At 39.9% G+C, this 12,774-nt stretch carries 8 protein-coding genes and 1 pseudogene; 5 read left to right on the top strand and 4 right to left on the bottom strand.

Annotated elements, in window-relative coordinates:
• Window positions 1-36: 36 nt before the first annotated feature.
• Window positions 37-1,602 (bottom strand): RNA-binding domain-containing protein, encoded by a 1,566-nt coding sequence (locus OCV82_RS02745; protein ID WP_154042986.1) that lies wholly within the window; start codon window positions 1,600-1,602, stop codon window positions 37-39.
• Between the two features lie 660 nt (window positions 1,603-2,262).
• Between OCV82_RS02745 and OCV82_RS02740 the strand changes: the two genes are divergently transcribed.
• From OCV82_RS02740 to metH, 5 genes are all read left to right on the top strand, one after another.
• A complete protein-coding gene (locus OCV82_RS02740) occupies window positions 2,263-2,772 on the top strand; it encodes a DMP19 family protein (RefSeq protein WP_154042985.1) in 510 nt (169 codons plus the stop codon).
• 83 nt (window positions 2,773-2,855) lie between these two features.
• A complete protein-coding gene (locus tag OCV82_RS02735) occupies window positions 2,856-3,647 on the top strand; it encodes a hypothetical protein (RefSeq protein WP_154042984.1) in 792 nt (263 codons plus the stop codon).
• A 205-nt stretch (window positions 3,648-3,852) separates the two neighbouring features.
• Window positions 3,853-4,422 carry a YIP1 family protein gene (locus OCV82_RS02730; protein ID WP_154042983.1) on the top strand — a complete coding sequence of 190 codons (570 nt, stop codon included), beginning with the start codon at window positions 3,853-3,855 and terminating at the stop codon, window positions 4,420-4,422.
• A 35-nt stretch (window positions 4,423-4,457) separates the two neighbouring features.
• Window positions 4,458-4,919 carry an SsrA-binding protein gene (smpB, locus tag OCV82_RS02725; RefSeq protein ID WP_154042982.1) on the top strand — a complete coding sequence of 154 codons (462 nt, stop codon included), beginning with the start codon at window positions 4,458-4,460 and terminating at the stop codon, window positions 4,917-4,919.
• A gap of 9 nt (window positions 4,920-4,928) precedes the next feature.
• On the top strand, window positions 4,929-7,688 hold the full coding sequence (metH, locus tag OCV82_RS02720; RefSeq protein WP_154042981.1) for a methionine synthase: 2,760 nt from the start codon (window positions 4,929-4,931) through the stop codon (window positions 7,686-7,688).
• A 42-nt stretch (window positions 7,689-7,730) separates the two neighbouring features.
• On the opposite strand, the gene OCV82_RS02715 is transcribed toward metH, so the two are convergent.
• The 3 genes and pseudogenes from OCV82_RS02715 to xyl3A form a co-directional block, all read right to left on the bottom strand.
• Window positions 7,731-8,468, bottom strand: a complete 738-nt coding sequence (locus tag OCV82_RS02715; RefSeq protein WP_154042980.1) for a nucleotidyltransferase family protein — start codon at window positions 8,466-8,468, stop codon at window positions 7,731-7,733.
• A pseudogene (locus tag OCV82_RS02710) lies at window positions 8,465-9,918 on the bottom strand (RapZ C-terminal domain-containing protein). Before OCV82_RS02710 ends, OCV82_RS02715 begins: the two are co-directional and overlap by 4 nt.
• Window positions 9,919-9,983: 65 nt before the next feature.
• Window positions 9,984-12,578, bottom strand: a complete 2,595-nt coding sequence (xyl3A, locus tag OCV82_RS02705) for a xylan 1,4-beta-xylosidase (protein ID WP_154042979.1) — start codon at window positions 12,576-12,578, stop codon at window positions 9,984-9,986.
• Between the last annotated feature and the right edge of the window lie 196 nt (window positions 12,579-12,774).

Here is a 12,774-nt window from a genome sequence, read left to right as displayed (position 1 = left end):
CATAACAGCATATTAAGTTTCTTTTTAGCGATTGATTTACATTATAATTTCCCAATAACCGCCTTTATTGGGTCCAATTCTTTTCACAGCTCCAGTGTCTTGAAGGTGTTTAATATTAGTTGCTATCCAACGGCGAGATACTCCAATCTTTTCTGCTAACTCAGAAAGTGTAATATTGGGGTTATTCCTAATCTCTTTAATGATTTGCAGTGCAGTTTCTGGTGCACTTTGTAGTGCAGTTTCTGGTGCACTTTGTAGTGCAGTTTTTAATGAACCACGTTTGGAAACTTTTAATGAGCCGTCTTTATGTGCAATGTCAGCAATAATATTTCCAGCTGCTTCATGACATGGAATTGTTATTCTAAAAAAGGTTCGTTCTTCATCTGTAACTACATTAGCTCGTGGTGAACCATTATTCACCAAAACATTCTGAATAGTGGGAATACCAGTACTACGACCTTCAGTCAAATCGAGTTCTTTGAGATACTCTCCGAGTCTGCGATTACGATATCGCTTTGATACCAAGACTTCACATTTTGAAATATCAGCTGCGGATATACTTCTGTCAGGACCTCCAACATTCTGTAAGGTAATTCCTTGCGGTTCTATAGTGATGACCACCGGTTCCCATTCACGATAATCTCTATGATATAATGAGTTTGTTACACTCTCTTCCAAAGCTTGATATGGATAGGAGAAAAACTTTTGGCTCCGGCTGCTATCCTTTGGCTTTATTATCGTTTGCATAACAAGCATTCGATTCAGATACTCCAATGTTCTGTCAATAATCTGCGTAATAGAACCTTTAATAACAGGTCCTTCATATAAATTGTTTGGATTATTCAATCTTCCTTCCGGGAAATATACGATTTCCACCTGTGTGCGTTTGAAAAACTTAGTTGGGTCTTCACAAAACATCATTGCAGCTACATTTCTAAGCATACGATTTTCTTTGGGACCAACATATAAATCCATTTGTTCTAGAATATTCTCTAAAGGTTTTGTGTATAATTCATTGGCAAGTTTACTGCCAACCTTAACCAAATATTCTCGTAACAGGAGCGTTGAAATATCCTCCACTTTAATATCGGGGTTTCCACGTTCGTCAAATGGAATACGACATGCCAATTCACGTAATTCATCGAGAATTTCACCCTTAGCAATTATACTGCTCGTACCACTACGGATATAGAAATATTCCTTTGTTATACTTTTAGCTGTAACGTTCTCAGGAACAGAATATGGTCGGTTGATTCCTGCAGGACACCATATAACAAGTACAACCTTACCATCAATTTCCTCCACACTAGTTCGGGGCATATAGTAAGGTGAAATCTTGTTATTGTAACCCACCATATCCTGTAATATTCCATCAATCATTTCTGTAGGGATTCCATTCACAGGACGAATAGCTACTCCTGTTGCTTCGTCTGTATCAACACCAACCACTATATAACCACCACCAAGATCGTCAAAATCATTGGCAAATGCACATACACTATGGTATATGCTTGCTGGATTCCAACCCTTCTTGAATTCTATTCGGTTGGATTCTATCCTCTGCTTATTCAGAAGGTCGTCTATATTTATTGCAAGTGCCATACTCCTAATCGATTATACTCTCTACATTCACATATCTTACGTTGACCAGAATCCTTTACTTTCTTTTCCTTATTAGGTAAAGATGGCAACAGACCGAACATCTTCTTTCTATTGTCTTCTTTGGGGATTGCCAATATTTGAACACAAATATATAAAAAGGATTGTAGATTCACGATGAAATCTCTAAAAAGCTACAATTCTTTTGTGGGAAAAATGTATTTCTACAAAATAACAATTGTTATCGTTTGAATGAAATAAATACTATTATTATACTTCTTCTTTTCTCACGAAAAATTTGAAGACTAATCGATTCATACGAGTTTTCAGTGTCTAGGCGGAAAAGTGCTGTATAAAAACTTCAGTACAAGCATAAAAGAAATTGCTTTCTTCAGGAAAAAAACTATAAACAACACTGTTGTTTGTATAAATCACACTGTAGTTTATACAAATCACACTGTGGTTTATAAAAACAACAATTGTATTTATAGATTTCGTCAGGATTAAAATAACTTTTCAACATGGTAAAGATAGATTTTGTGTTCACTGGCTAACTGAACCGGCGGTCAACTAAGTTAAAGTCTGCTAGACTAAACTTAAATTACATAAATATTGTATGTTTGGCGAAAAAATATTTCCTTTGTAGAAATATAAACATAAGTTATGGAAATAAAGAAAATAACAGTGTCCGATGCAGAATTGCGTAAGGGTGCAGAGGAAGGAATGGATGCTTTCCTCAAAGTATTTACGGATAAATATATTGAAGTTACAGGAGGCGAGATAAATGCTGAGACAATGCCTATGCTTAATGGTTTCCAGCATTCTTTGTTGGGATATCATATCTTTCGTGAGGAAGTTCTCGAGGGAGGTTTCGTACAGCTGATTCAGAATGGTTACGGTCCGTATATCTTCGAAAATCCTTTTGCAAAAGCTATGCGTATGTTTGGTGCCAAGGATTTTGCCAAACTGATTTATGATGCAAAAGCCATCTATGATGCAAACAAGGCTGATTTGCAAAAGGAATGTACTGACGAAGAGTTTATGGCTATGTACGAACAGTATGAGGTTTTCGACGATTTGGAAGAACAGTTCATGGATATGGAAGAGATGGTGACTGCAACAATTGCAGAGTATGTGGACAATCATTTGGAAGATTTTGCAGAAATAGAATAATTTTTTTTGTTTTTCATGCAGTATTTACATTTATAGTGCATTTACTGTATAGTTTATTAATTTTAAAAAGAAAATAGATATTTATGAAGAAAACAAAGTTCGCGGTTTTGCTTACCGCATTTATGGCAGTGTTGGGATTGAGTTCTTGTTTGGGTGAGTCTGATCCGAATGTAACTGGTTTTGATTATGTAAAGGTAACAGGAGGTCTGGGATATTATAAATTTGAGACTGCTTATGGTGCAAAACTCACTCCAAACAATCAGAGTGTAATAAATCTTGATTTTGATACAAATTATGCCTTAATTTATTATAAATATGATTCAAGTGTGTTTGCCGTAAATGCAGATAAGGATATAGAATGTCTTGGAATAGAGGGCTTTAAAAATAAGTACTTGAGTCCTTATACAGATGAGGAGGAACTTATGGCCAATGCTCCTGTTATAGGACTTACAGATGGATATTATTATAGTACATTATTTTGGGACAAGACAACTATGTTTATTCCCGTTTTTTATTATGTAAAAGCATATAATGACGATGAAACAAAGCAGCAAGAAGAGTTGAATTCTCATAATATTGAAGTTTATTATAGTGTAAATGATACAGAAGCTAATGAAGGTGAGTTAATTTTGCGTCTTAGACATTCAGTGGGTGATGAAGAACTAAATAGCGAGAGAAAAGCTATATATCATCAGGTATTTACATACAATATTTTTTATGCATTGTCTGAATATAAATCAGTAAAAGGTTCAAGTCCTAAGAAAATTTGTATTGAGTACGAACAGAACTCTAATAGCGGATTGTATGATGAGAATAGTGTAACTTCACAAAAAATAGAAATTGACTATTCTCAGATTGAAGGAACTAATAATTAACTTTTCCTTATATTTTCTCATAACTGATTGTTGACGGGTGGTAAATACTGTTTACTGCCCGTCTTTATTTTTTTTTGTCATTATTAATAACTTTATCATTGTTTTTTATACATTTGTAGTTCGAATTGATTTTGAAATAGCCGTTTTGTGGCAAAAGGTATTAGTGAAGAATATCAAAGGATTAGAAACTTAAAACTTAGGAACATTGAATTACAAAGATTTGTTATCAAGGACATTATTTATACTTTCTTCGCCTGCCAAGGCATGGGAGCAGATTTCTACAGAAGGAGAATCGAAATCGGTTCTTGCGAATTTTGTATATCCTATGATAGGCTTGTGTGGAGTGAGTGAATTCATAGGGACTTTTTTCGGTAAGGAATTTATTCCAGATGTGTTTCAGGTAGCACTGACTCATTGCTGTGCGGTTGCCGTTGCACTTTTCGGAGGTTTTTTCTTGTCGGTATATCTGCTCGACAAGATTTTGCAGAAATGGTTTTCAACTACAGTTTCAAGGGATATGGTAACGGTGTTTGTGGCATATTCCATGACTGTGAAATTTGTGCTTGATATCCTAAGCAGTCTTCTTTCGCTTAAACTCCTGCTTATAATATTGCAAATTTATACATTGTTTGTAGTGTTCGAAGGTACACGAGGCTTTTTACGATTGCGGGAGGATAAAGTAACGCTTTTCACTCTTGTGGCGACGATAATAATACTGCTCTGTCCTTCTTTTATTGAAATAGTGTTTAATGTATTGTCTGCAACATTACGGTAATTTACAGGTGGTTGTAGAATAAAATAAGTGATAAGATGAAAAATACTACCAATAACAATATAAATATAAAGAACAAGCGCGCCTCGTTCGACTATGAATTTATAGATACATATACAGCCGGAATAGTGCTTACCGGAACTGAAATAAAATCTATCAGACAGGGAAAAGCGAGCCTTGTAGATACTTTCTGTTTCTTTTCGAAGGGTGAACTTTGGGTGAAGAATATGCACATAGCCGAATATTTCTATGGCTCGTATAACAATCATCTGGCGCGACGCGACCGTAAACTTTTGCTCAACAAGAAAGAACTTCGTAAGTTGCAGCGTGGAATACAGGAAACTGGATTTACCATTGTTCCTACACGTATGTTTATAAATGAACGCGGACTTGCAAAGGTGGTTATAGCACTTGCAAAAGGTAAGAAACAATACGACAAGCGCGAAACGCTTAAAGAGAAAGACGACAAGAGAATGATGGACCGTATGTTTAAGAGATAAACATAATATATGCTTACAAAATCAATACAACAATTATTAAGCGAGCGTATTCTGGTTCTGGACGGAGCTATGGGTACGATGATACAACGATATGGACTGGCAGAGGATGATTTCCGTGGAGAGCGTTTCAAGGAACTTCCTGGACAGCAGAAAGGAAATAATGACTTGCTTTGTCTTACACGCCCTGATGTGATAGAGGAAATACACAGAAAATATCTTCAGGCAGGAGCGGACATAATCGAAACCAACAGTTTTAATGCTACTCCGGTGTCGATGGCGGACTATCATGCCGAACACCTTTGCCGTGAGATAAATCTTGCGGCTGCACGTCTGGCAAGAAAGGTGGCAGACGAGTTTACTGCCATGGATCCTGACAAACCTAGGTTTGTGGCAGGTTCGGTGGGACCTACAAACAAAACTTGTTCAATGAGTCCGGATGTGAATAATCCTGCATATCGTGCACTTACATTCGATGAACTTTGTTCTGCATACTGCATCCAGATGGAGGCATTGATTGAGGGTGGAGTAGATGCGATTCTCATAGAAACTATTTTTGATACTCTGAATGCCAAGGCAGCTATAATGGCTGCTGAGAAATCTATGCAGAAGACTGGCAGAAAAGTACCTTTGATGCTTTCTGTTACAGTTTCCGATATTGCAGGAAGGACTTTGTCCGGACAGACTCTTGATGCTTTTCTTGCTTCTGTACAACATGCAGACATATTGTCTGTAGGACTTAACTGCTCGTTCGGAGCGAAACAGCTGAAACCTTTCCTTGAAGCTTTGGCTGTTCGTGCGCCGTATTATATAAGCGCGTATCCTAATGCCGGCTTGCCGAACAGCCTTGGACAGTATGACCAGACTCCGGAACAGATGGCAGAGGAGGTGAAAGAGTATATCAATGAAGGACTGGTAAACATAATCGGTGGCTGCTGTGGTACTACAGAGGAATATATAGCCAAATATCAGGAGCTGATAAAGGATGCTGTTCCACATGAACCTGTGTCAAAACCTCAGTATATGTGGCTTTCAGGTCTTGAACTTTTGGAGCTTACACCGGAAGTGAGATTTGTCAATGTAGGAGAAAGATGTAATGTTGCCGGTTCAAGGAAATTCCTCCGTCTGATAAACGAAAAGAAATACGATGAGGCTCTTTCCATCGCACGAAAGCAGGTGGAAGACGGAGCTCTTGTGATAGATGTCAATATGGACGACGGTCTGCTTGACGCAGTTTCAGAGATGACCACTTTCCTTAATCTCATGGCCTCGGAACCGGAAATAGCTCGTGTGCCTGTGATGATCGACTCGTCTAAATGGGACGTTATTCTGGCCGGATTGAAATGTGTTCAGGGAAAGTGTGTAGTAAACTCTATCTCCCTAAAGGAAGGTGAAGAGGTGTTTATAGAACATGCACGTACTGTCAAGGCATTCGGTGCCGCTGTTATAGTTATGGCATTCGACGAGCAGGGGCAGGCAGATACATACGAACGTAAGATTTCTGTGTGCGAACGTGCATACCGAATTCTTACAGAGGTTGTAGGTTTCAATCCACACGATATAATATTCGACCCTAACGTGTTGGCTGTGGCAACCGGAATTGAGGAGCATAACAATTATGCCGTTGACTTTATCCGTGCTACAGGCTGGATAAAGAAAAATCTTCCGGGAGCACACATCAGTGGTGGTGTCAGCAATCTCTCTTTCTCGTTCCGTGGAAATAACTATATCCGTGAGGCAATGCATGCTGTGTTCCTTTATCATGCAATCCAGCAGGGAATGGATATGGGCATTGTAAATCCGGGGACATCTGTTTTATATACAGATATTCCGGCAGATGTGCTTGAAAGGATAGAGGATGTGGTGCTTAATCGTCGTCCGGATGCAGCGGAAAGACTGATTGAGACTGCAGAAAGATTGAAGGCAGAAAAGGAAGGGCAGACCGGTGAACAGGCTTCTTCGTCTAAGATTGTATGGCGTGAAGGAACTACTGTTGAAGAAAGATTGAAATATGCTTTGGTTAAAGGAGTGAGCGACTTCCTTGAAGAGGATCTTAACGAAGCTCTTGATAAATATCCCAACGCTGTAAGTATAATAGAAGGTCCGTTGATGGACGGAATGAACCATGTGGGTGAGCTGTTCGGCTCGGGAAAAATGTTCCTTCCGCAGGTGGTCAAGACTGCCCGTACAATGAAGAAGGCTGTGGCCGTACTTCAGCCATATATTGAGGCGGAAAAGAAAGATGGTGCCACAAGTGCCGGAAAAGTTCTTCTTGCCACAGTGAAAGGTGATGTGCATGATATAGGTAAGAATATTGTAGGTGTGGTAATGGCATGCAATAATTTCGAGATTATAGATCTTGGGGTTATGGTGCCTGCCGACAAGATAATAGAGACTGCTATACGTGAAAAGGTTGATATAGTAGGATTGAGCGGATTGATTACTCCTTCGCTTGATGAGATGGTACATACAGTTTCGGAGATGGAGCGTGCCGGACTTGATATACCTGTTATAGTGGGTGGAGCTACAACTTCCAAATTGCATACGGCCTTAAAGATTGTACCTGCATATCATGCTCCGGTAGTTCATCTGAAGGATGCGTCTCTAAATGCTCCTGTAGCGGCAAAACTGCTAAATCCGGAACAGAAAGATATATTCGTTAAAGAACTGTATGACGAGTATAAAACTCTGACTGAAGCCCATCAGGAAAAGAAGGTGAATGTGGTATCTCTGGATGAGGCTCGCAAGAACAGACTTAAACTTTGGGATTGATAATAAACATTAAAGGCGGTTTTTTGAAGACCGCCTTTAATATTATAATGAATTTATAAATTCATTCGCTTTCTCAAGTGTTTCCGGTTTACCTATATCTATCAGTTTGATTTCTGGTCTTATGCATGCTCCGAATTTAGCCTTATGGCATGTTCCGAGATAGAAATCCATTATAGGGAATTTTCCGCTCCATTTATCATCCATGTATTTCATCATTGATGGCGAAACCACGTGTATTCCGCTGAAAGCATATTCTGAGTATTCAGAAGAGTCATAAACGAAGCCTTCCGGTTTCGTCTCACCGCTATTTTTGTTTATCCATCCGCAGAGTCTGTCTTCCTTATTGAATATAAGATAGCGTGATGTTTTTCTTTCGCTTACCATAAGTGTGGCATCATTGCCGGACTGGAGATGGAAACTGTAAAATTCTTTCAGATTTACATCTGACAGGATGTCAACATTATGAATCAGCACAGGCTCGTCGGTAGGGAAGAGTTCAAGGGCATGTCTGATTCCTCCGCCTGTATCGAGTAGCATATCCCTTTCGTCGCTTATACGGATATTTATTCCGAAGTTGTTGTTGGCATTGAGGAAATCTATAATCTGTTCTCCGAAATGATGTATGTTTATGATAATGTCGTCAAATCCGGATGATTTCAGCTTCATGATGACATGCTCCAGCATCGGTTTTCCCGCTACAGGTACGAGTGCTTTTGGCATGGTGTCAGTCAGAGGTTTGAGTCTGGTTCCCAAACCGGCCGCGAATATCATTGCTTTCATACTTCTGTATTATTTGCTTCGAATATTTGTTCTATGTTCTGTTCGCGGTGAAGAAGCTCTACTCTCACGCCGAACTTGTTGTGGATATGTTCAGCCGTATGTTGTGCCGAATATACGGAACGGTGCTGTCCGCCTGTACAGCCGAAGCATATCATCAGGCTGGTAAATCCTCTTTCGATATAGCGTTTTACGTGTGCGTCTGTAAGTGCATATACGTGAGTAAGGAATTCTGTTATCTCACCGTCATTTTCCAGGAAATCTATAACTGGTTTGTCAAGTCCTGTCAGAGGTTTGTATTCGTCATATCTTCCAGGATTGTGTACATACCGGCAGTCGAAAACGTATCCTCCGCCATTGCCGGATGTATCTTCAGGAATGCCTTTACGGTAGGAGAAACTCATCACTTTTACTGTAAGCTGTTTGTCTGTATTCATTGTTTTAATGTTGTTATATCGTTTATATCCATTTCTGAAAGTTGCATGAGTAGTTTGCTCAGGTAAAGATACTCGTTCGAATGGTTCTTGAATAGTGTCTGAAGATTATTCAGGGCATATGGGATGCTTTCTATGAAGTGTGTCTTGCGTTCGAACAGTCCGCGAAATCCGTATGCACCAAGTACCTGCATGGTGCGGAAAACCACGAAATGGTGTAATGTTTTTTTGAATTCCTCAGAGTTGATTTCTGTGAATTTATTCGCTTCCGAAATGTATGTTTCAATCATTTCTTCTCTGATTTCGCTGTTGAAATTAGCCTTTGCCTGCCATAGGAATGAAGCTACGTCGTAATATATAGGACCTTTGCGCCCTCCCTGAAAATCAATGAAGTAAGGCTTTTCATCTTTGATAATTACATTGCGGCTCTGGAAATCACGGTACATGAAAGTGTCGGACGAGGCACTGAGCAGAATGTCTGTCATTTCTTCGAAGTCGTCTTCCAGATTACTCTCATTAAAATTTATTCCTGTGGCTTTCAGAAAACAGTATTTGAAATAGTTCAGATCCCACATCACCGTGCGTCGGTTGAAATCCGACAGTGGATAACACATCCCGAAATCCATGTCTTCGGCTCCTTTGAACTGTATTGACGGAAGAACTGTTATACTTTTTCGTATAAGTTCTTTTTCATGATTGCTGAATATGCCTGTGTTTCTGCCATTGGCTATGGCATTGAAAAGCAACGTGTCGCCGAGGTCTTCCTGTATGTAGCAACTTTCATCATCTGATACGGCAAGGACTTCTGGAACAGGTATTCCTTTTTCGTGAAAGTGGCGTGCCATATATATGAAAGCACGGTTTTCGGCAATTGACTCACCACGCACGGCTATCAGATTGCGTATTCCTGTCATACGGAAATACTGACGGTTTGAACCGGAACCGGTCAGCAGCTCGATATTATCGTGCTGCTGACCGGTAACTTGTTTGTATAATGTACTTATTGTTTCTGTATTCATGTCTGGAGTTGTATTCTTTGAATTCAAAAGTACAACTCTTTTTCGTTGAATGCAAGAAATATCTCTTATTTCACTTCTACAGTGAGTTTTTTCAGTTTCGACAAATCAGATGTACCACCATAGTAAATGGTGTATTTGCCTTCTAGGGTATTCATTGTGTTGTTCTGAGTGTCAAACCATTCGAAATCGTCGTCATCAAGAGTGAATTCTACATTCTGTGTTTCTCCCTTTCCGATGTTGACTCTCTTGAAAGCTCTCAGTGCGTGAGACGGACCTTCCTTGTCGCCGTTGTATTTCAGATATACTTGTACGACTTCATCTCCATTCATTTTTCCTGAGTTCTTCACAGGAACGGTCAGTTTTATCTCATCGTCATCATCAAGAGTATTGCTGCTTACGCTGGCATTTCCATATTCGAAAGTTGTGTAGCTCAATCCATGTCCGAAGCAGAACAGAGGCTTTTCAGTCATATATCTGTATGTACGTCCTTTCATTGAGTAGTCTTCAAAATCAGGAATTTGTTCAACGTTCTTGTAGAATGTTATAGGAAGTCTTCCAGCCGGATTATATTTACCTGTGATAACATCAGCCACGGCCTGTCCTCCTGCCTGTCCCGGATACCATGCCTGAATAATGGCATCACAATTCTGTGATTCCGGTACAAGTCCCATTGCGGAACCGGAGAAGTTCACATAAACGATTTTCTTTCCTGCCGCCTTCAGTTTCTTGATGAATTCTCTTTGTATCTCAGGTAATTCTATATCAGTTCTGTCACCACCTTTGAATCCTGGAATCTTGACAGACATTTCCTCACCTTCCAGAGTAGGGGAAATACCTCCTGCGAAAATTACGATGTCAGCATCTTTTACCTTGTCTATGCTCTTCTGCAAATCTACAGGTACATAGTAACCCATATCGAAGTCGAGAGATGCCGCACGGTCGTTACTGTTGAAAATGTATTCAATGGCTATATTGTATTCCTGTCCTGCCTTTGCCTTGAGGGTATAAAGACTTTCATTGTTTTTGATAAATCTTCCTTCTCCCACTTTTTCTCCATTAATGTATAGTCTGATCTGTGCGTGAGCGGTGAAACAGAAGTTCATGTCTGTGTCTTTTTCAGGTTTCAGCACACTTTCATATTTGGCAGAAAAGCCCTGTATGTTTACCCCTGACGCAAAAGTCGTTCCACCTGTAGTGATGAAGTGGAAAGGAGTACTTACGTGTGTAACAGTAGCCGGTTCGCCTTTCATTTCGGTATTATTCCAGTATGTAGCCTTGAAACCAGGTTTGCCGTCGTTGCTGCATTGGCTGAAAGTACTTGCAAGTGTGGTGGTTTCCGTGCGGTCGCATCCCTGTTCGTAAATCAGATTTCCTGCCGGGATAGTATTCTTGAGAGCTTCCAGAAGAGTAATCGTATGCGACGGATAGCCGTTGTAATTTGCCCATTGCATGATGGAGTCATTTGCATTAGGACCAACAAGCGCTATTTTCTCATTACCTTTCAGTGGGAGGATGTTGTTCTTGTTCTGTAAAAGTACCATCGTCTCTCTTGCCATTTTAAGTGCCAGTTCCTTATGCTCTTTTGAATCTACTACGGAATAAGGAATCTCACTCCATGGAGTCTTGTCGTCCATTTCTCCTAATTCGAATCTGGCTTTCAGAAGTCTTTTCAGTGACTTGTCTATACGGTCTTCTGTTATGAGTCCTGCTTTTACTGCTTCAGGAAGAGATGGGTAGTTAGGTCCGCACTCAAGGTCAGTTCCGTTTGAAACTGCATCAGCAATGGCATGATTCTTGTCCGGATGTGTTTCATGATTTCCTTTTGTCCAGAAGTCATTGATAGCCCAGCAGTCTGAAACTACAATACCGTCAAATCCCCATTCATCGCGCAGAATTTGTGTAAGAAGTCTGTTGCTACCACAGCAAGGTTCGCCTTCGTAACGGTTATAGGCGCACATCACTTCTTTTACGTCAGCCTCCTGCACCAGTTCCTTGAAGGCAGGAAGATATGTTTCCCATAAGTCCCTCGGAGAAATATTCTCTGCGTTAAAACTATGTCTGTTCCATTCCGGACCTGAATGTACTGCATAATGTTTGGCGCAGGCATGCAGTTTGTCGTACTTGCTGTCGTCAGGTCCTTGCAGTCCTTTTACTACTGCTACACCCATTTTTGACGTAAGATATGGATCCTCGCCATATGTTTCCTGTCCTCTTCCCCAACGAGGGTCTCTGAATATGTTTACATTAGGAGTCCACATCGTAAGTCCCTGATATCTCTTCAGCTTTCCCGATTTGCTGAATTCTGTTGATTTTGCCCTGGCTTCATCCGAAACGGAAGTGAACACATCGTACAGAAGTTCATCATCGAACGATGCCGCCATACCTATAGCCTGCGGATAGACGGTTGCCAGTCCTGCTCTTGCCACTCCGTGAAGTGCCTCGTTCCACCAGTCGTAAGCCTTGATGCCAAGCCTTTCAATAGCCGGTGATTCGTTTTGCATCAGCAGGGCTTTTTCTTCGAGGGTGAGTCTCTTCAATAAGTCTTCGGCTCTTTCTTTAGGAGATAATGATGTGTCTTGATAAGGGAATTTGTTTTCTTGTGCGCATGATGATACTAAGGCGCAGAAGATGCCTGTTCGTAATAAGATTTTAAAATTCATAACGGTTAATGTTTTTATGTTTTTTCATGGTAATTGTTATGCATCGTGTCTTATGCAATAACAGACGTAAATTTAGTTTTATTGACCGATAATGTTTTTTCTATATGTAACATTTTCTTATATATATGTTTCATCTTATGTATATTCAGTCTGATTTACAATAAAAAAGGTTGTGTAACCGTTCTTTTATTGGTCA

The organism is Bacteroides cellulolyticus (genome assembly GCF_025567135.1).
Taxonomy (GTDB): domain Bacteria; phylum Bacteroidota; class Bacteroidia; order Bacteroidales; family Bacteroidaceae; genus Phocaeicola; species Phocaeicola cellulolyticus.
The sequence above is the reverse complement of the archived record's forward strand: the minus strand, read 5'-3'. Positions and strand labels throughout refer to the sequence as shown.

Bases quoted from the DNA above. Each gene is read 5' to 3' on its own strand.
- smpB (WP_154042982.1), top strand. From the start codon at position 4,458: ATGAAAAATACTACCAATAACAATATAAATATAAAGAACAAGCGCGCC.
- xyl3A (WP_154042979.1), bottom strand. From the start codon at position 12,578: ATGAATTTTAAAATCTTATTACGAACAGGCATCTTCTGCGCCTTAGTA.
- OCV82_RS02715 (WP_154042980.1), bottom strand. From the start codon at position 8,468: ATGAAAGCAATGATATTCGCGGCCGGTTTGGGAACCAGACTCAAACCT.
- OCV82_RS02740 (WP_154042985.1), top strand. From the start codon at position 2,263: ATGGAAATAAAGAAAATAACAGTGTCCGATGCAGAATTGCGTAAGGGT.
- OCV82_RS02735 (WP_154042984.1), top strand. From the start codon at position 2,856: ATGAAGAAAACAAAGTTCGCGGTTTTGCTTACCGCATTTATGGCAGTG.
- metH (WP_154042981.1), top strand. From the start codon at position 4,929: ATGCTTACAAAATCAATACAACAATTATTAAGCGAGCGTATTCTGGTT.
- OCV82_RS02745 (WP_154042986.1), bottom strand. From the start codon at position 1,602: ATGGCACTTGCAATAAATATAGACGACCTTCTGAATAAGCAGAGGATA.